Source organism: Glutamicibacter endophyticus, assembly GCF_048457885.1.
GTDB lineage: Bacteria > Actinomycetota > Actinomycetes > Actinomycetales > Micrococcaceae > Glutamicibacter > Glutamicibacter endophyticus.
This window is the reverse complement of sequence record NZ_CP174200.1, coordinates 1,253,809-1,270,547: the sequence shown is the minus strand read 5'-3', so window position 1 is coordinate 1,270,547 and position 16,739 is coordinate 1,253,809. Positions and strand designations below refer to the sequence as shown.

Below are 16,739 nucleotides of genomic sequence, written 5' to 3'. Positions count from 1 at the left end.
GTCGATCGACCCCGACTACGGGTGTCCGGCGTTTCGTGCTGTCCGGGCACCTCTGACCTGGAAGGCAGGCGTCCCATGGGCAAGATCGGATTCAAGCTCGCCGCGCTGCTCGTCGCCGTCGCGGGCATCTACCTCTTCGGCTTCGTCGCCGGCGGCTCGTTCGGCAGCGGCATGGCCGTCGACCAGTTCGAGGCCTGCCTACCCGCGCAGTCCATCGTCGAGCTGGAGCCCTGCGCCGCAGGTGAGCGGCCGTGAACGCCCAGCGGTGGGAGAAGGAGCGCAGCGCCTGGCTGCTGGCGCGCTCCCGGCCCGGGACCTCGCGGCGTCGGCGCTCCGAGCTGCTGCAGCGGCGGGCGGCCCGCGCCGCGCGACTGGCCCGCACCGGCGTCGCCGACTCGTCGCGGCACGAGGACATCACCCCGCCGCTGTTCCGGCGCATGCTCGCGACCGACGAGGGCTCGGGAGAACAGCTGCTGCGCCTCATCGCAGTGCCCCTGCTGTTCGCCCTCGCCTGGTTCGCCCTGTGGCCCGCAGCAATGCTCGCGGCCGGCGTCTACTACCTGCTCTGGCGCAGCGCGCCGAGGCTCGGCCGGCTGTGGGCGTGGCCGTGGTTCGCCGCGGGCCTGCTCCTGCTGGGAAGCGGGGCCGCCGTCCGCGAGCTGTCCGGGCTCGGGCCCGGCGCGTGGTTCGTGGCCTGGCCGCCGGCGCTGCACGTGCACCTTCCCATCCTCGTTCCAACCTGGCTGTGGGTCCAGGCCGGCCTGGGGCTGCTCCTGGCCGGGATGCTGGTCCGCGAGTCCGGATGGGCTGCGGTGAAGCCGCGGTCCGGCATCGGCAAGGCCGGTGCGAAGAAGAACGCCGACGGTTCGTTCGCGAAGGTCGCGGACGAGGACCTGGTCGTCCTCGCGCCGTTCGCCGGCCACCGGAGCGAGCCTAAGAACGCGCCCGCTCCTGGCGAAGGAAGCGTCGTCCAGGCGGCAGCGCCCGAACGCGAGGATCCACCGATGCCACCTGAGCCCACCGAGGAAGAACCGGTCTTCGAGAACGAGGACGACTTCATCGTCTTCGATGGCGAGGGAGGTACCAGCCGTTGAATGGGCGAAGGCCGCAGAGGACCCGGCCGGCGCAGCACCAGCCGGGACGAGACGACGGGGAGGCCTCCGAGCCGATCCGCACCGAGACGAATCGAGAACAGCGAAGGAGCGCAGTCCGATGAGTGAACAGAACGTCAACATCAAGATCGACCGGGGTCCCGACAACCACGCGTGGACCGTCCTCGGCACCCTGCTCGCCTGCGGGGCCGTCGGCATGGCGGCCTGGGCGATCTCCAACGCCGGGATGCTGGACTTGGCCGCGACGGGCCTGACCGTCTTCTTCTTCCAGATGGTGCAGCTGATGGCGAAGGTCGGGCTCATCGTCCTGCCGGAGAAGAAGGGCGGCGACTTCGCCGCCACCTCGGGGAACATCAAGACCTTCCTGCGCGAGTTCCAGGAGTTCCAGGCCAAGAGCCCGATCTGGCGGCTGGCCGCCATGGCCCTGGCCTACACGGTCGCCTTCATGGTCGCCCGCTGGGGACTGAGCGTGGTGCTGGGCGTGTTCGACAACGTGTGGATCGCCGGGGCGGCCGCCGCGCTGGTCGCCTCGCTGATCGTGGCCCCCAACCTCTTCGGCGGACTGGCCGCGAAGCTGAAGTCGAAGAGCGGCGTCCAGGTGAGGACCCAGGCTTCCCCGGCCGACGCCGCAGAGAACTGACGGGCTACTCGTGCAGCTCCCCGGTCGCCGACCTGGCCATCGCGCTGAATCCCCTCCACGGAAAGGAATCCCCCATCATGACCACGAACAAGACCATCGGCACGGCTGCAGGCCTCGCCCTGGCGGCGCTCGCCCTGACCGGCTGCGTCGTCGTCGAGGCCGCGCCGATGGACGAAGCCCCGCCGCCGTCCCCCGTGACCAGCGCCCCGGAGCCACGGAACGGCAGCGCCTCCAGCGGTGCCGAGGACTCCGGGAGCACCGAGCTCGCCGAGAGCGCTTCTCCGAAGGCCGAGATCGTCGACCTGGCACCGGAGACCGGCACCGTCTACGTCGTCGCCAACCGCAGCGGCGGACTGCTCTCGCCGCCCAAGGTCGTCGGCCCCTGGCTGACCTACTGGCACATCGACGGCGAGAAGATCACCTACCAGGAAGTCCTCTGCACCGGGCAGGTCGTCACCGAAGCGAGCGGCCAGCTGGGCGACGAGCAGGTCCTCTGGGACGGCGTCGACCCCTGGATCGGAGACGCCGACAGCGAGACCAGCTCCATGAAGAAGACGGAGTCGACGATCCGCGTCGGCTTCACCGAGACCGCGGACACCGACGTCGCGGCAGCCAAGGACGAGTTCACCGCGCTGTGCTCGGACGCCGGCGAGACCGTGGCCAACTTCGCCGTCGGCTGAAGCACATCCCAGACCCGAACATCCCACCGTCCCTTGCACGCCTCGCAGAAGCGGGACGGCTCCCGAAGAAAGGAAGCACCATGCGCTACGGATACACCAGGACGAATGAGAACGACGGACAGCACGATGCCCTCCAGCGCCAGGCGCTGGTCGACGACGGCGTGGACGAGCGGTGCATCCGCTCCGACCACTCCCCTGGCGGCAGCAGGATCAAGGACCGTCCCGGCTGGTCGGAGCTGGACGCCCGGCTGGTCGAGGGCGACGAGGTCGTCGTCGTGAGCCTCGACTGCCTCGGCCGGTCGCTGAAGGACGTCGCCTCGGTGGTGGGAGACCTGCTGGAACGCGGCGTGAGGATCCGTTCGATCGAGGCCGACCAGGACTCCTTGAATGATCAGTGGCTGCCCAAGCTCATGCTCATGGCGGCCTTCGCCGCGATCGAGGCCGACCGGGCCGGGTAGACGAAACGGACCTGCGCCAGCGGGGCCGGCCCAATGAACGATCGTCCAATTGGGTATACCCCGAAGGACACAACGCAGATAGACCGCAGCAACGTCCAACGAGGTCGGTTCTGCACGCATTCGACACAAGTGAAGAGGAGTTCTAAAGATGGTTGGACACAAGGGACAGGTGGTCGGGTACGTGCGCGTCAGCGCTGCCGACCAGAACGACGCACGGCAGCTCGAAGCCATCGGAGAGGTCGATCGGCTGTTCGCCGAGAAGGCCTCAGGGAAGAGCGCCGGCGACCGGGAGCGGCTCCAGGAGATGATCGCCTACGTGCGCGACGGCGACGTCGTCCGGGTGAAGTCGCCCGACCGGCTGGCGCGCTCGACCCGGGACCTGCTCGGCCTCGTCGAGCAGCTGGCGGCCAAGGGCGTCGCCGTCGAGTTCGTGGACAACCCTGCGCTGAGCACGAATACGCCGCAGGGCGAGTTCATGCTCACGATCCTCGCCGCGGTCGCCCAGCTCGAGCGGGCGACGATCCGGGAGCGCCAGGCCGAGGGCATCGCCATCGCCAAGGCCAGGGGCGTGTACGAGCGCGAGCCGAAGCTCACCGACGGGCAGCTCTTCACCGCACGCGAGCTCATCGCCCGCGGCGTCCCCAAGGCCGTCGTGGCCCGGGAGCTCGGCGTCAGCCGGCAGACCCTGTACACCGCGCTGAACAGGGACGGAGCGTACTCCGAGGAATGAGGCAGGCTGGGCTCCCTGGGCTTGGCCCTGCCTCTTACCAGTTCCCCACGCCAGGGTGCTGGCATAGGATTGGACCCACGGACGTCGAGAAGATGAGCGCAGCGCTCCCCTGGATGCAGGACTTGCCAGCAGCCCTTCGGGAGGCCTGCGCGAAGGATATCGCCGATGCGGCCGCGGCGGCATCGGCTCACGGCGACCCCGGACTCGCGAACGCTGAGCTCATCTCGTGGCGCGAGACCGCGGCGGCCCTGGCCGACGGGCTGGGCAGCTCACCGGTTGAGTGGCTCAAGGAAGCCGCTCCCGTCGAACGGCCATAGAGCTGAGTTCAGGCATCGGCCAACTCATCCTTTCGACAAGGATTTCAACGCATCCACAGACTAGATTATGCAACGAATCACATGCCACAGAAACTCGTATTCTCCAGCTCTTGCAAACGGTACATTTTTTAAGTGATGATGGTTACGTCAGATAAAGTCCCTACAGAATAGAACCCAGACAAGCACGGGTTCATTTTTTATTTAAGCACGCTTCTACCCAGTGGCAGAGGTGTGCCGTTTTTGCGTTAAGAGAGCTTAGGCTCTCTTTTTTTGTGCCCAAAACCAGCTAAGGAGGAATCCCATGGATGCTTCAGATTTCGCAGATCGTCTCATCGTCGCCATCGACGACGCGCACACTCTCATCAACGGCGGTTCGGTAGACGCCGATGAATTGATCATTGAAGGGCAGGAACTGGCCCGCGCATCCAGCCAAGGTACGGGCACCCGTGTTGAAGTGCACCGCCTCGCCGCCCTGATGATAATCAGTATCGCCAAAGCAAAGATCAGCGTCGAGCGGAGCACCGAGTGGCATGCCTGCCTGAACCTGTGCCGTCGCTCCAGTAGCGACCTGCGAAGGTTGCAGCCCTACGATTGCCCAGCGATTCGAAAGCTGTGGGCGATCGGCCACAAAGCCGATGAGATGGCTGTCATGAGCGCACGAGCCCGGTCGCCGCGGAAATCCGCACGCCAGTCGGCGCGACCATTGCAGAACCGTCCCTTCGCCGAACTCCTGGCGGGGTACGGAAATCGGCTGGTAGAGGCGGAACATGCGCCAGCAAGGACCGAAGCGACCAAGACCTCTCGAATTCTGACTGGACCCGCTTCCGAAAAGCAGTACTTCAGCGCCAGCGAGTATTGGCCCAACACTGGTCCCAAGTAAGCGCGAAAGCGGTGCTGTGATGCGGAGGTCCCTAACGCGATTATTCTGCGCTACGGAGGCTTCCAGCAGACGCTGACTCAGCGTCCAAGCGCCTCTGGAATCCTTCCTCGGTCTCGTGGAGGTCGACGGTGAGCTCAATGTGGCTGCCATGAGCTTCATCGAACTGGATGGCATCTATGACGACGTCGACGACCGCGCGCGCATGGCTGAACCGGTCGTCCGTGATGTTCCAGGGGATTTCGGGCAGGAACCCCTCGGCAGCCCCCGACTCGATCCAGGACATGGCAGCGTCGTCGAGCTCGTCACTCGACATCGCGGCGATCTGTTCCGCAGTCATGTGGTCGAGGGCTTCACTGATCAGGACGCTCGCGTCGATCTGCTGTCCTGAACGCTGGCTGTTGTAGGGCCCTTGGGCCTTCAGGTCGAGGCTGTCGCTCATTCTTCTCTCCGTCTGCTGTTCGGACCGCCGAAGTAGCCGCCCAGATCAACCCTATGGTGACAGGTCCGTAGATTGTCAAAGTTCCGTATTGAACCATCTGTGGGCGAGGTCCAGATGACGTCGGGCGAAGGGCGATGATCATGTGGGCCGGCGAAAGGTTTCCAGATGGTCACAGATAGAGTCGCGCAGCTCAAGGCGTTGACGATCACAGGCGCTCAAGCACATTTCGAGAATTGATTCTCCCCGCGCGGACAGGTCGAGACGAACAACGATGCGCGCTTCAGACAGTACGGTGCCCTTGTTGATCAAGCTCTGTAAGCGCGCGCGACGGATTCGCAATCAGGTCGAATAAGCCGATTGTCCGGCAAGCCCATTGCGCAGGTGAATCTCCTTCGTCGAAAGTCACGGTCGACTCGAACAGACGCCGAAGATTAATTGGCAAACTGGCGGCCAGTGCCGCACCGAGGCTACGGGCGACGGACGCTCTTTGGGACGACGGGCGCATAAAACGACCAAACTTCCCGGAAGCTGGAACGAGCACGTCGGAAGCATTCTCAAGTGCGACGACTGCTTCGTTCGCCCAATCGTCGGCCTGGCACGCATCTGGAAGAGGTACGACCAAGCGCTGGACTCCTGCGATTGCTCCTCGCCCCAATGCGAGAGACAACCCGCCCGGATCCTCGTGGTAGTTCAGATAGCGGGCAACGTCAACACCTGGCGGGCACACCTCTTCGAGGACGACGTCGCCGACCAAATTGCTGGGGTCAATGAGCCAGTCTTCTCGTACGGTTACCGACGGTTTCAGGTGCACGCGATACAAGTAGAATTGACTACCCCTGTCTCCCTGGTCGCGCATCCGTCGCAGCATGTTGTGAACCGCAGCCTCGTAGGTTCCGACGTGGAGAGCCTTGGCACGCTGTCGCTCTGCCCACGCAGCGACTCGCTCATCGCCACCCATCCTGGCGCGGGTATCCGCCGTCAAGCCAATTGTCGGGTCGTAATCGGTGGCCGGCCAATCCGGCTGAGTGCTGGTGTGGTACCAGTTGAACTTAGCCACCTTGTCGTCGACTAGTGCGAAGTCTCGCGGATCGATGGACACACGGGGTGCGTCTTCATGCTCACAAGTCAGGCCGCAGCCAGGGCACCGCTCGTCGCTTTGCACCCAGCGGTCGATCCAGTCAAGGCTGGCGAGGAACTGGTTCCGACAACTATTGCAGAGCATATTTCGGTCGCGCGCGAAATCGATCAGTCTTTCCATGGCTCTATTATCCGTGAGCACTAATCACCCCGATTCCAGGACTCTACCGGACTCGCAAAGAGAACCAACGACTGCAGTCCTACGCAGATCAACCTCTTCCAATGGCCATAGTCCAGAAGCAAGAGCAGCTCAGTCGACAGCAATATAACGCATCTGGCCCACGAACGCTTCTGGGCTCGGCAGGCTGAATATCCGCGTCCCAACGCAAGAGCGATGCGGCACTCGCTCGTTGCACGGTGGCGATGGTGATCCCGAACAAGTGGCTCCAGATGCGTTGGAGGTGCATGCCGCACGCGTCGGCCCCGTGCATAGCCGCACACTTGGTGGCCGGCCTGTCTGAAAACAAGCCACAATTATCCGGGACAAAGCTATAGCCCCGGGAGTCCTGGCCACGAATGGCCCGAATAGTCACCGGGGCGTTACACCGTACAGTCTACGAAACACAGCTGAAACGGTCAAAGATGGTTGCAAGCATTCAGCGAGCCTGGCAAACGTCACTGGCGTGATGCGCGACCAAGCTGCTCGCGTAGCTGCGCTGCTTCCTCCTCGATCATGGCCAGCCGCCGCTCTGCCTTTTCGCGGGCGGCGGTGGCCCGTTTATCTGCTGCCTTCTTCACGTCCGTCCTCGGCACCAGCCACCCGATTCGCTGGTAACCGGTGATGCGCTGAGCGTACCGGCACACGAGGCACCGCCTCTCGGGCTCGGGCTTGGGCCAGCGCTGGTCGAGCATCCTGAGCGTGTGGTCGCGCTCAGGTCCTTCCTCCGGCCAGGCTTCGTCGCCCAGGACCGACCAGAGCGCCTCGAACTCGCCGCGCATCTCCGACGCCCGCTGCTCGGAGACCAGCGTGGGCCCCTTCTCGGGCTTCCATTCGACGCTAGTCGGGACATGTTCGTCGAAGTGCCCGCAGGCCAAGCGGACACGCCAGAAGGCCGAGGAATGGGGCTCCGGGCGTCTGGCAATGGCCCAGTACTCCGGATCCTCATCGTCAGGACATTCCTCGGGGTCGGCCGGGAACTCTTTGACACTGCTGTCGATCCATTCGACGATGTCCCGGTACATTTCCTCGACGTCGCCGTGGTCGTTCGAGCACCAGCACTCGCCGAGCGGCAGGGGGCGGCCCGAGAGCACGTCGTGCCAGGACCTGCTGTCCGGAAAATCGTCCTTCCCGTTGGTCAGCACCTCGCGGGTGCAGCCGCACTCGAGCTGGATGCGCCAACGGTGCATTTCCTCGGTCTTCGGCAAGATGACGGGCCACAGCGCCGAATGGTACCTTCGCTTCAGTTCCGCCACGGATTCCTCGAAATCCGCCATCACCTGCGCACGAGGACGCGCACGACCCGGGACGCGCGTCAGCAAAGTGCCGGCGGAAGAAGCATCCTGGCCGTCTTTAGGCTCGTTCATGATTCCCCCTCGACACCTTGTGATTCGCTGGTCCGCGACCTGTCGCCCATCTCGATCAGATCTAGGAGCGAGATGTCCAGGGCATCGGCTGCGGCGACGGCTTCGTCGAGGCGCGGAGCGCGCGTCCCCTCCTCGAATCGCTGCACCAGCGTCGGCTCTATGGGGCCGCCGAGGAACAGCGTGATCCTGCGCGACAGATCCGTTCTCGAAACGCCGGCTCGCCGCCGCACCTCGCGCAGGCGCTGTGCGAAGACATCGCTGGGCAACTGCCTCATGGTCGCGCTCCTCCCGTAGTCCGTGGACGCGGCGCTTGTTCCCATGACTGCGGGAACGCCGTGCCGCAGGACTGCTCGAATTCCTTCAGCCCTCGGTACGCATTCGTGATCGAAATCATCGCACTCCCATCCAATGGTTCAACGATGTGACTCATAGTCCGTGGATCTATTGTCATCGTAGCGAAAACGTGGACGTATGGATATTCCCGAGCATCGCCGCGCGTTCGGCGAGCGGGTCAAGCAGCTGCGAAAAGAGAAGGGCTGGACCTCCCAGGAAGCCTTCGCGCACCACATTGACCTGGACAGGACCTACGTCAGCGGCGTCGAGCGCGGCGTGCGGAATCCGACCCTTGACGTTATCGTCAAGCTCGCACATGGCCTGGGCGTCAAGCCTGCCGAACTGCTGTCCACGCTCGACTGACCGCACCTGGAAATAAACGTCGACCGGCGGGAAGGGAAGGCAGCAAGCCCGGTATATTCGGTGCATGACATCACAAGGGACTACTGCCAAACCCGGCGAATACTGGGTGTATCGCCATCGCGATGCGAGCCCCTCCGAACGGATCCTGATCAATTCCGTCGACTACACGAAGTCAAAACCCAAGATGCTGGTGACATTCAATGATGGACGCCAGGAAACGGTCCCAGGCAACCGGATCCGCGTCCCGTGGTCCGACGTTGATGCCTATGATCGCCTCCAAGAAGCATGGTCTAGGATCCGTCGGGAGGATTCACTGGATGACGTGGAACGCGACTGCATCAATCAGGTCTTCGATCTGCTTGTCCCAACGGAAGTAGCAGAACTTGGCTGGCGGCCAATCAATGACACAACGAATGTTAAAGACCAGGAAATATTCAGCACCATGCTGGGCCTGGATCTCGGCAAGTACGCTGAGCACTACTCCTCAGTTCATGTCGACGGTGCATTCGTCCTGTCCCCACTGGCTTCGGCAGCCATCGCCGAGCGCCTCTGCGGTGCCAATCCAACGCCGATACTCGACGTGGTGTTCAAGGAAGAAGAAGAATCGTGGCTCAAGTGCAAGTACGGAAGCCAGAAGAGCCCGATCTTCGAAACTGACGACGGATGGCGATCGCCAGAAGAAGAATACGACTGGTACCTGAAGTACGACCGCCCACGGCATGAACTCCTGCGCCAGTGGTGCGGTTACCGAGCGATAACGTCCCACGAACGGATGAAGGCTGCCGAAGCAGAAACCCATCGACTCGAATTGCTGCTGGAAGAGACGTTCAAGCGACTCGAACCGCACATGCCTCAGCTAGAAGTCGACCTACTTCGAATTAACAATAATAAAGAGCGCATCACCCCGTACAACGTGCGACCGCGTCCAGATCGCCCACTGTCACCTTCTGAGATTCCTGAAAGGATCGTGTATCGCACGCGCCGTCAGTGGTGGTAAGCCCCGGATGGAAAACGGTAACACTACTGGTTCATCACTGGTTCCTGTTCAATCCGTGGTTTCTGGTGTCCAACGCCCGTTTGAAGTGGCTCTCAGACTCATCGACCCTCACTCACGGCATGGCCTCCGACGAGTTAGTGTCTCTGAACCTTTGCCTTAGATCGAAGAGAGGCAAGCAAGCGCCCAAGCAGCCATGCACTAACGATATGGCAAACTTAAGCCCAGCCAACCGACCTTGCTTCGCACCTTCGGTCTGCCTGCGGCGCGCCCTCTACCTTGAAGTACTAAGATGTCCCTTGTGCTCGCTATCCTGAGATGGAGCTGAAAATTGCAGACGGAGGCGCGTTTCTCGCGCGAAGGAGTACGAAATATGGCGCGACGGGCCGCAAAGGCGAAGCCAACGAAGACACTCGAACAGACTCTGTGGGATGCCGCAGACAAGCTCCGCGGCAACCAGGAGCCCAGCGAGTACAAGCACGTCGTGCTGGGACTGGTGTTCCTCAAGTACGTCTCCGACCGGTTCGAGGAGCGCCGCGAGCAGCTCAAAGAAGAGCTGGCCGCCGAGGGCATCAAGCCCGAGCGGATCGAGTCGTTCCTGGAGGATCGGGACGAGTACGCGAGCCAGAACGTCTTCTGGGTACCATCCCTCGCGCGATGGGGCTACGTGCAGTCCGTGGCGAAGCAGCCTGAGATCGGCCAGCAAATCGACCAAGCGATGGATCTCATTGAGAAGGAGAACCCCTCCCTGCGTGGTGTCCTCCCACGCAACTACGGCCGGGACGGGCTCGACAAACGCCGCCTCGGTGAGCTGGTCGATCTCATCGGATCGATCGGCTTCACCGAGACCGACGATCACGGCGCAGACGACGTGCTCGGTCGTGTGTACGAGTACTTCCTTGGCCAGTTCGCAGGTAAAGAGACCGGCAAGGACGCCGGGGCCTTCTACACGCCGCGCTCCGTAGTCAAGACACTTGTCGAGATGTTGGAGCCCTACAAGGGCCGCGTCTACGACCCCGCCGCGGGCTCGGGCGGCATGTTCGTCCAGTCGGCAGAGTTCGTGAAGGCCCACGGCGGCAAGCGCACCGACATCTCCGTGTATGGCCAGGAGTTCACCGACACAACGTGGAAGCTCGCAAAGATGAACCTCGCGCTGCGGGGCATCGAAGCTGACATGGGCTCGCACTCGGCGGACTCGTTCACCGAGGATTTGCATCAGGATCTCCGCGCTGACTACGTGATCGCGAACCCGCCGTTCAACGTCTCTGACTGGTGGGATGCGAAGCTCGCCGACGATCCCCGATGGAAGTACGGGACGCCGCCGAAAGGCAACGCGAACTTCGCGTGGGTCCAGCACTTCATCCACCATCTCGCCCCCAACGGCACGGCGGGCTTCGTGCTCGCCAACGGGTCGTTGTCCTCGAAGAGCAGCGGTGAAGGCGAGATCCGTCGCAAGCTCGTCGAGGCAGGGTTGGTCGACTGCATCGTCGCCATGCCAGACAAGCTGTTCTTCAACACCGGCATCCCGGTCGCTCTGTGGTTCGTCTCGAAGGGACGTGCTGGGAACGGGCACCGCGAGCGGCGTGACGAGGTGCTGTTCATCGACGCGCGCAAGCTCGGCCGGATGGAGTCACGCAAGCTCCGTGTGCTCGACGATGACGACGTCGAGAAGATCGCAGGCACATACCACCAGTGGCGCAACCACGACGGCGAGTACGAAAACGTGGCGGGGTTTGCGAAGGCCGCGAAGATCGATGAGATCGAAAAGCATGACTTCGTGCTAACACCCGGACGGTACGTGGGCGCTGCGGAGGCGGAGATCGACAACGAACCGATCGATGAAAAGATTGAACGCCTCACGACAGAGCTGTTCGCTGAGTTCGAGCGTGGGCGCGAGCTTGAGAATGAGGTTCGCCGGCGGCTCAGTGGGTTGCAACTGTGACGCGCATAGCTGATGTCGTCGAGCTGACCTTCGGCTTCGCATTCAAGAGCGCAGAATTCGCTGACGGACCAGACGATGTCCGTCTCTTACGGGGCGATAACGTCGCGCAGGGGAATCTAAAGTGGGCCGGAGCGAAGAGGTTCCCCCTAGATCGAGTCAATGAAGTCGATCGATACTTATTGTCGCCTGGCGATGTTGTTATAGCGATGGATCGTCCCTGGATTGGTGCTGGGTTGAAGTACGCGGTTGTCCGCAAACACGATCTCCCCTCGCTCCTCGTCCAACGGGTTGCGCGCCTCCGGACGAAGAGCGATTCTCTCGACCAAGGATTCTTAGGCGTGGTCATCGGTAGCGCGGCTTTCACTAACTATGTGATCGGCGTTCAGACCGGTTCTGCTGTGCCCCATATCAGCGGCGGTCAGATCGGAGATTTTGAGTTCACTTTGCCACCGATCCGAGAGCAGCGCGCGATTGCCGCGACGCTCGGCGCGCTTGACGATAAGATCGAGTCGAACCGGAGGCTCATAGAGCTGATCCCGAGCCTCGTTCGTGCGCGCGTTGACGTGGCTATCGCTGACGAGTCAGTAACGATACCCGTCTCAGACCTCGCGACCTTCACCAACGGCGGCGCGTACACGAAGGGGGCAACAGGGACGGGCCGCATGGTGATCCGGATTGCGGAGCTCAACTCCGGCCCCGGCGGCTCAACTGTGTACAACGACATCGAAGTCCCCGATAACAAGACCGCGCGGGCTGGCGATATTTTGATGGCATGGTCCGGGTCGTTGGGGGTGTACCGCTGGTATAGGGATGAGGCGATCATCAACCAGCACATCTTCAAAGTCGATCCTGACGGGTATCCAGCATGGTTGGTGTTCGATCGACTCGAGGCGGTCATGCCGGTGTTCCGGGCGCTCGCCGCCGATAAGGCGACGACGATGGGACACATCCAGAGAGGGCATCTCACATCAACGACGGCTTCACTGCCGACTACCGCCGCGATCGCCCGCCTCGACGAGGAAATCGCACCGCTCTGGGAACGCCTGCTCCTAGCCGAACGAGAGAACCAGCGGCTCTCGCGACTGCGCGACGCCCTGTTGCCAGAATTGCTCTCCGGTCGCCTACGTACACCAGCTGAGGCGTCATGAGTAGATCAATCTTGAGTTCCACGGATCTTCGTATCGTTGAGCAAGTCCTCGATATGGGTAGTGGCTACGTACTCGACTTCAGTAACCGTACTTTCGCGGAGTTCTTTGCTGATCTCGATGTTGAGATTGAGCCGGAAGAGACAGGTCTCTCGAAAGCCAAGCGCTTACGGGCTTTCCTCCGTTCTGCGTCAACGGCAGAATGTGCGCGTGTTCTCCATGCACTTCTCGAATACAGAGGCGAGCAAGACGGAGACGATCAACGTGCCTCGATCGACAAGTATCGCGGGATCGTCTCGCGACTGGAAGGCGTAGCCGTTCCACTGAACGCCGCGCCAGTCGCCCCGAATATCCTCACCCTGGCATATGTCCGTGAGCTGTCCGATAAGGCGGAACGCCGGCTCGCAGCCGCAGATCTCGAAGGGGCGATCACGGTGTCGCGCACCTTGGTTGAGGCGGTACTGGAGCAGCTGGAGATTCGTTTGACGGGCCAGAGCGGGAACTATGCCGGAGACCTTCAACGTCAGTACAAGGCGGTCGCGAAGATTCTTCGGATCGATGACAAGGACGACCAGGTCGACGAAGGGTTCAAGCAGATCGCACGAGGCCTGGTCCAGATCGTCAACGGTCTGGCAGCGATCCGAAACATGGCGAGTGACGGGCATGCGCGTCATGTGCAGCCACAGGATCGACATGCCCGAGTGGCGGTGAACTCGGCGAAGACTGTCGCGAGTTTCCTCGTCGAAGTCTATCTGGCGAAGCGCACTGGACCAACGTCGCCTGCCACAGTGAGGAGTGCCGGATGAGCACCTTCAACGAGAACGTCGTCGAACTGGCCGCTCTGGAGTACTTCGCCGAGCTGGGCTACCGACGTGTGCACGGCCCTGAGATCGCTCCGGGAGAGTCTGGCGCTGAGCGGGAGTCGTACGAGGACGTCATGTTGTGGGGTCGGCTGCATGACGCGCTTCGGCGGATTAATCCTGGTGCGGACGCCGCGCTTGTCGCAGAGGCTGTGAAGACGGTTCAGCGTGCCGAGTCACAGAGCCCTATCGACGAGAACGCTCGCCTGCACAAGCTCATCACGGAGGGTGTGCCGGTCGAGCATCGCGGCGACGATGGTCTGCTGCGCACAACGCGCTTGTGGCTCGTGGACTTCGACGAGCCGGAGAACAACGACTGGGTGGCTGTCAACCAGTTCACGATCGTCGAGAACGGTAAGAACCGCCGCCCCGACGTACTCGTGATGGTCAATGGGCTCCCGTTGGCTCTGCTGGAGCTGAAGAACCCCGCTGCGGAGCACGCAACGCTGAAGTCGGCGTGGAACCAGGTGCAGACGTACCGACATGACATTCCGTCGGTGTTCGTACCGAACGCGGTGACGGTGATCTCCGACGGAACCTCGGCGGCGATGAGCAGCTACTCGGGCGCATTCGAGCACTACGCGCCGTGGAAGACCATCGAGGGTCGTGAGGTCGTCGGCAATCGGCCAGCACTTGAGGTCCTCATCAAGGGTGTGTTCGAGCCGAAGCGGTTCCTGGACCTGCTGAAGAACTTTGTCGTGTTCAGTGACGAGACGGTCACCGACAAGTCGACGGGGCAGCCGACCCGGGCGCTAGTGAAGCGTGTGGCGAAGTACCACCAATACTGGGCGGTCAACGCTGCAGTCGAGTCGACGGTGCAAGCGTCAAGTCCTGACGGGGACCGTCGCGGCGGCGTGGTGTGGCACACCCAGGGCTCCGGAAAAAGCTTCGAGATGGTGTTCTACGCCGCGAAGATCATGCGAGACCCGCGCATGGCTAACCCGACGCTGGTGTTCATCACTGATCGCAACGATCTTGACGATCAGCTTTTCGGCGAGACTTTCGCCCCCGCGCGCATCCTGCCGGAGACGCCAGTACAGGCGGCAACGCGCTCGGATCTGCGAGCGAAGCTGAAGCGCGCTTCGGGCGGGATTGTGTTCACCACCTTGCAGAAGTTCGCGCCGGGCGAGGACGGGGACGCCAATCCCGTGCTCACTGACCGTCGGAATGTCATCGTGATCGCCGACGAGGCGCACAGGAGTCAATACGGCTTCAGCGAGACGCTCGACCGGCACGGTCGACTCAAGTCCGGGCTGGCCAAGCACATGCGCGACGCGCTCCCTGGTGCCACGTACCTCGGTTTCACCGGCACTCCGATCGAGTCGAACGACAAATCCACACGAGCCGTGTTCGGCGACTATGTCGACGTGTACGACCTCACAAGAGCCGTGGAGGATGGCGCGACTGTCCGGATCTTCTACGAGTCCAGGCTGGCAAAGATTGAGCTGTCGGAAGCTGACCTCGCTGCCCTGGACGACCTCGCCGATGAGATCACTGAGTCCGTCGAGGAAGGCACCGCAACAGCCGCGAAGTCACGTTGGTCGCGGCTGGAGGCGGTCGTCGGAGCGGAGGCACGACTTGACCTTGTAGCCCGTGACATCGTGGAGCACTGGGAGAAGCGCCGGGAGTCCTTGTTCGGCAAGGGCATGATCGTGACCATGAGTCGCCGGATCGCCGTGCGGCTGTACGAGAAGGTCGTCGCGCTGCGGCCCGATTGGCACTCGGATGACCCGGCGCAGGGCAAGATCAAGGTCGTCATGACCGGGTCAGCGTCTGATCCTGCTGAGTTCCAGCCGCACATCCACTCGAAGGACGTGCGCAAGGACCTCAAGCTGCGGGCGAAGAACGCGGATGACCCGCTGGAACTAGTGATCGTCCGGGACATGTGGCTGACCGGGTTCGATGCCCCGTCGATGCACACGATGTACGTCGACAAGACCATGCAGGGTGCGGGGCTCATGCAGGCCATCGCTCGGGTCAACAGGACGTTCCGCGACAAGCCTGGCGGGCTGATCGTCGACTACATCGGAGTGTTCGCGAACCTCCAGAACGCGTTGAGCGAATACTCGCCGTCCGACCGAGCCCAGGCTGGCGTGCCCATCGACGAGATGGTCCAGGTGATGCTGGAGAAGCACGACATCGTGCGCGGGCTCCTCCACGGAGTCCAGTTCGACTCGTCCCCGGAGCTGACAGCCTCCCAGCGGTTGAACGAGTACGCGAAGGTCCTCGACTTTGTCATGGCGGACCCAGACCGGACCTCGCGGTTCAATGACCAGGTGCTGGCTCTGGCGAAGGCGTTCGCGCTGGCGGGCGCGCGCGATGAGGCAGCCGCGATCCGGAACGATGTCCGGCTGTTCACGGACGTCCGAGCAGCGATCCTGAAGATCCAGAACCCCGACTCTGGCCGAGGCGGTTCGGGCGCGGTCGAGATCGATACAGCGCTCGGTCAGCTTCTCAACGAGGCGGTCACTGCAGATCAGGTCGTGGACGTGTACAAGCTCGCCGGGATCGAGACGCCTGAGATCTCGATCCTCAGCGATGAGTTCCTCGATTCGCTTGCAGAGAAGGACAAGCCAAACCTTCAGATGGGGCTGCTGCGGCGTCTCCTGAACGACCAGATCCGTACGGTGCAGCGAACGAACGTCGTCCAGGGGCGCAAGTACTCGGAGATGCTCGATGAGGCCGTGAATCGCTACACGAACCGGTCGTTGACGACCGCTGAAATCATCGCCGAGCTGGTGAAGCTCGCGAAGCAGATGCGCGACGCTCAGAGGCGGCACGAGGAGCTCGGACTGCGCGAAGACGAGGTCGCTTTCTATGACGCGGTCGTGCAGAACGACTCTGCGGTGATGGAGCTGGGCGACGAGACACTCAAGGCGATCGCTCAAGAGCTCGTGAAGTCTGTCAGGCAATCAGCAACGATCGACTGGAACCTGAAGGAATCTGTGCTGGCTGCGATGCGCTCCAAGGTCCGTCGCATCCTCGCCAAGTACGACTACCCACCTGATGCGGAGGCTAAGGCAATCGAGCTAGTGCTGGAGCAAGCGGAAATGTTCGCTGGCGGAGTGTCAGGGTAGGAGGTGTGTGGATGTCGATCAAAGTAATGCTGGGCTATTCAGCGCGCAATGGTCGTGCTGGGGGCGTGCTTTGCGTTCGTCCCTCACTCACGTCATCGAGGAGGAATC

The 16,739-nt window shown here is 62.5% G+C and carries 18 protein-coding genes; 14 read left to right on the top strand and 4 right to left on the bottom strand.

What is annotated here, in order from left to right:
- Window positions 1–75 precede the first annotated feature (75 nt).
- From ACJD00_RS06030 to ACJD00_RS05995, 8 genes are all read left to right on the top strand, one after another.
- Window positions 76–255, top strand: a complete 180-nt coding sequence (locus tag ACJD00_RS06030) for a hypothetical protein (RefSeq protein WP_418908919.1) — start codon at window positions 76–78, stop codon at window positions 253–255.
- On the top strand, window positions 252–1,094 hold the full coding sequence (locus ACJD00_RS06025) for a hypothetical protein (protein ID WP_418908918.1): 843 nt from the start codon (window positions 252–254) through the stop codon (window positions 1,092–1,094). The genes ACJD00_RS06030 and ACJD00_RS06025 overlap by 4 nt, the downstream gene beginning before the upstream one ends.
- 118 nt (window positions 1,095–1,212) lie before the next feature.
- Window positions 1,213–1,752 carry a hypothetical protein gene (locus ACJD00_RS06020; RefSeq protein ID WP_418908917.1) on the top strand — a complete coding sequence of 180 codons (540 nt, stop codon included), beginning with the start codon at window positions 1,213–1,215 and terminating at the stop codon, window positions 1,750–1,752.
- A gap of 77 nt (window positions 1,753–1,829) precedes the next feature.
- Window positions 1,830–2,432 (top strand): hypothetical protein, encoded by a 603-nt coding sequence (locus ACJD00_RS06015; RefSeq protein WP_418908916.1) that lies wholly within the window; start codon window positions 1,830–1,832, stop codon window positions 2,430–2,432.
- 80 nt (window positions 2,433–2,512) lie between these two features.
- Complete coding sequence (locus tag ACJD00_RS06010; protein ID WP_418908915.1) at window positions 2,513–2,890, top strand: recombinase family protein; 378 nt, start codon at window positions 2,513–2,515, stop codon at window positions 2,888–2,890.
- Between the two features lie 148 nt (window positions 2,891–3,038).
- Window positions 3,039–3,620, top strand: coding sequence for a recombinase family protein (locus ACJD00_RS06005; RefSeq protein ID WP_418908914.1), 582 nt, complete (start codon window positions 3,039–3,041; stop codon window positions 3,618–3,620).
- A gap of 122 nt (window positions 3,621–3,742) precedes the next feature.
- The gene (locus ACJD00_RS06000) at window positions 3,743–3,937 is read left to right on the top strand and encodes a hypothetical protein (protein WP_418908913.1); all 195 of its coding nucleotides are present in this window, start codon (window positions 3,743–3,745) and stop codon (window positions 3,935–3,937) included.
- Between the two features lie 301 nt (window positions 3,938–4,238).
- Window positions 4,239–4,817, top strand: coding sequence for a hypothetical protein (locus tag ACJD00_RS05995; protein WP_418908912.1), 579 nt, complete (start codon window positions 4,239–4,241; stop codon window positions 4,815–4,817).
- 40 nt (window positions 4,818–4,857) lie between these two features.
- On the opposite strand, the gene ACJD00_RS05990 is transcribed toward ACJD00_RS05995, so the two are convergent.
- The 4 genes from ACJD00_RS05990 to ACJD00_RS05975 all read right to left on the bottom strand — a co-directional run bounded on the left by ACJD00_RS05990 (window position 4,858) and on the right by ACJD00_RS05975 (window position 8,192).
- On the bottom strand, window positions 4,858–5,256 hold the full coding sequence (locus ACJD00_RS05990; protein WP_418908911.1) for a hypothetical protein: 399 nt from the start codon (window positions 5,254–5,256) through the stop codon (window positions 4,858–4,860).
- A gap of 280 nt (window positions 5,257–5,536) precedes the next feature.
- On the bottom strand, window positions 5,537–6,514 hold the full coding sequence (locus tag ACJD00_RS05985; RefSeq protein ID WP_418908910.1) for a hypothetical protein: 978 nt from the start codon (window positions 6,512–6,514) through the stop codon (window positions 5,537–5,539).
- Between the two features lie 494 nt (window positions 6,515–7,008).
- Window positions 7,009–7,917, bottom strand: coding sequence for a hypothetical protein (locus tag ACJD00_RS05980; RefSeq protein ID WP_418908909.1), 909 nt, complete (start codon window positions 7,915–7,917; stop codon window positions 7,009–7,011).
- A complete protein-coding gene (locus tag ACJD00_RS05975) occupies window positions 7,914–8,192 on the bottom strand; it encodes a helix-turn-helix domain-containing protein (protein ID WP_418908908.1) in 279 nt (92 codons plus the stop codon). The genes ACJD00_RS05980 and ACJD00_RS05975 overlap by 4 nt, the downstream gene beginning before the upstream one ends.
- 196 nt (window positions 8,193–8,388) lie before the next feature.
- Between ACJD00_RS05975 and ACJD00_RS05970 the strand changes: the two genes are divergently transcribed.
- From ACJD00_RS05970 to ACJD00_RS05945, 6 genes are all read left to right on the top strand, one after another.
- Window positions 8,389–8,613: a helix-turn-helix domain-containing protein gene (locus ACJD00_RS05970; RefSeq protein WP_418908907.1), complete on the top strand. Its 225-nt coding sequence runs from the start codon at window positions 8,389–8,391 to the stop codon at window positions 8,611–8,613.
- A 64-nt stretch (window positions 8,614–8,677) separates the two neighbouring features.
- Window positions 8,678–9,610 carry a hypothetical protein gene (locus ACJD00_RS05965; protein WP_418908906.1) on the top strand — a complete coding sequence of 311 codons (933 nt, stop codon included), beginning with the start codon at window positions 8,678–8,680 and terminating at the stop codon, window positions 9,608–9,610.
- A gap of 370 nt (window positions 9,611–9,980) precedes the next feature.
- Window positions 9,981–11,549 carry a type I restriction-modification system subunit M gene (locus tag ACJD00_RS05960; protein ID WP_400290665.1) on the top strand — a complete coding sequence of 523 codons (1,569 nt, stop codon included), beginning with the start codon at window positions 9,981–9,983 and terminating at the stop codon, window positions 11,547–11,549.
- Window positions 11,546–12,697 (top strand): restriction endonuclease subunit S, encoded by a 1,152-nt coding sequence (locus ACJD00_RS05955; RefSeq protein WP_400290662.1) that lies wholly within the window; start codon window positions 11,546–11,548, stop codon window positions 12,695–12,697. The genes ACJD00_RS05960 and ACJD00_RS05955 overlap by 4 nt, the downstream gene beginning before the upstream one ends.
- An 11-nt stretch (window positions 12,698–12,708) precedes the next feature.
- The gene (locus ACJD00_RS05950; RefSeq protein WP_418908905.1) at window positions 12,709–13,500 is read left to right on the top strand and encodes an abortive infection family protein; all 792 of its coding nucleotides are present in this window, start codon (window positions 12,709–12,711) and stop codon (window positions 13,498–13,500) included.
- Entirely contained in the window at window positions 13,497–16,631 is a 3,135-nt protein-coding gene (locus tag ACJD00_RS05945) for a type I restriction endonuclease subunit R (protein ID WP_418908904.1), read from the top strand. Before ACJD00_RS05950 ends, ACJD00_RS05945 begins: the two co-directional genes overlap by 4 nt.
- Window positions 16,632–16,739: the final 108 nt, after the last annotated feature.

Excerpts from the sequence above, each read along its gene's own strand:
- ACJD00_RS05985 (WP_418908910.1), bottom strand. The coding sequence starts at position 6,514 with ATGGAAAGACTGATCGATTTCGCGCGCGACCGAAATATGCTCTGCAAT.
- ACJD00_RS06010 (WP_418908915.1), top strand. The coding sequence starts at position 2,513 with ATGCGCTACGGATACACCAGGACGAATGAGAACGACGGACAGCACGAT.
- ACJD00_RS06030 (WP_418908919.1), top strand. The coding sequence starts at position 76 with ATGGGCAAGATCGGATTCAAGCTCGCCGCGCTGCTCGTCGCCGTCGCG.
- ACJD00_RS05945 (WP_418908904.1), top strand. The coding sequence starts at position 13,497 with ATGAGCACCTTCAACGAGAACGTCGTCGAACTGGCCGCTCTGGAGTAC.
- ACJD00_RS05975 (WP_418908908.1), bottom strand. The coding sequence starts at position 8,192 with ATGAGGCAGTTGCCCAGCGATGTCTTCGCACAGCGCCTGCGCGAGGTG.
- ACJD00_RS05995 (WP_418908912.1), top strand. The coding sequence starts at position 4,239 with ATGGATGCTTCAGATTTCGCAGATCGTCTCATCGTCGCCATCGACGAC.
- ACJD00_RS05960 (WP_400290665.1), top strand. The coding sequence starts at position 9,981 with ATGGCGCGACGGGCCGCAAAGGCGAAGCCAACGAAGACACTCGAACAG.
- ACJD00_RS05990 (WP_418908911.1), bottom strand. The coding sequence starts at position 5,256 with ATGAGCGACAGCCTCGACCTGAAGGCCCAAGGGCCCTACAACAGCCAG.
- ACJD00_RS05970 (WP_418908907.1), top strand. The coding sequence starts at position 8,389 with ATGGATATTCCCGAGCATCGCCGCGCGTTCGGCGAGCGGGTCAAGCAG.
- ACJD00_RS05980 (WP_418908909.1), bottom strand. The coding sequence starts at position 7,917 with ATGAACGAGCCTAAAGACGGCCAGGATGCTTCTTCCGCCGGCACTTTG.
- ACJD00_RS05965 (WP_418908906.1), top strand. The coding sequence starts at position 8,678 with ATGACATCACAAGGGACTACTGCCAAACCCGGCGAATACTGGGTGTAT.
- ACJD00_RS06005 (WP_418908914.1), top strand. The coding sequence starts at position 3,039 with ATGGTTGGACACAAGGGACAGGTGGTCGGGTACGTGCGCGTCAGCGCT.
- ACJD00_RS06015 (WP_418908916.1), top strand. The coding sequence starts at position 1,830 with ATGACCACGAACAAGACCATCGGCACGGCTGCAGGCCTCGCCCTGGCG.
- ACJD00_RS06020 (WP_418908917.1), top strand. The coding sequence starts at position 1,213 with ATGAGTGAACAGAACGTCAACATCAAGATCGACCGGGGTCCCGACAAC.